General features: G+C 43.4%; 1 protein-coding gene. It reads right to left on the minus strand.

What is annotated here, in order from left to right; all coding sequences use genetic code 11:
- Nucleotides 1-461: 461 nt before the first annotated feature.
- A partial coding sequence (locus EAO36_RS08600; RefSeq protein ID WP_205586174.1) for a hypothetical protein occupies nucleotides 462-654 on the minus strand: 193 nt, incomplete at its 5' end.

Genomic DNA, 654 nt, shown 5'->3' on the forward strand with positions numbered 1-654 from the left:
CCAAGTGCAGGCCATAGAGGGGCAACAAGGCCCAGAGTCTAAAAAGCCCCAAGGCTCAGAGTGGCAAAAATACCCCAGCGCGCACCATTTGGAGTATTAGGGGATTTATGGAAAAAATTAGGGTTTTTTTGTTACAATAGCACTTAGTGGAAGCCCCACCCTCAAAAAGGGTGGTTAAAGGGTTTTTAATATAATGGTTGCGCTAAAACCATTATAACCACTAAGGCTAAGAAGATAAACTTCATATTAGGCTCTCCTTTCTAGGAGAGTTACCCACTACCGCTCCTACCCCTTGAAGACTTGATTAAAAAGCCCAATGCGCCAACTTAGCACGATTCAAAAGGTTAGCCCAATAATGTAACCCGCATATTTTAGTATATAAGCCCTTAAACCCCCCACTCTGTTTTTAACCATATCCAAAATTCAAATTACCCCTCTAACCAAGTGCCCACCATAGGGGGCTAGAGGGGTGTAATGCAAAGCTTGTCATCAATCTTACACCACTCTAGTTGGGCAAACTTGCGCCACTTTGGTTTTATCATCTTGGTGGGCATCAGGATTAAAATGCTAGCGTGTTCTAGCCCTTTGGTATTTGTTTGGCAAGCATAACGATTAAAAGCCTTTGGCTTTTGCAATGCTAGCGCATTGCTAGCC

This window comes from Helicobacter mehlei (assembly GCF_003660265.1).
Taxonomy (GTDB): Bacteria; Campylobacterota; Campylobacteria; order Campylobacterales; family Helicobacteraceae; genus Helicobacter; species Helicobacter mehlei.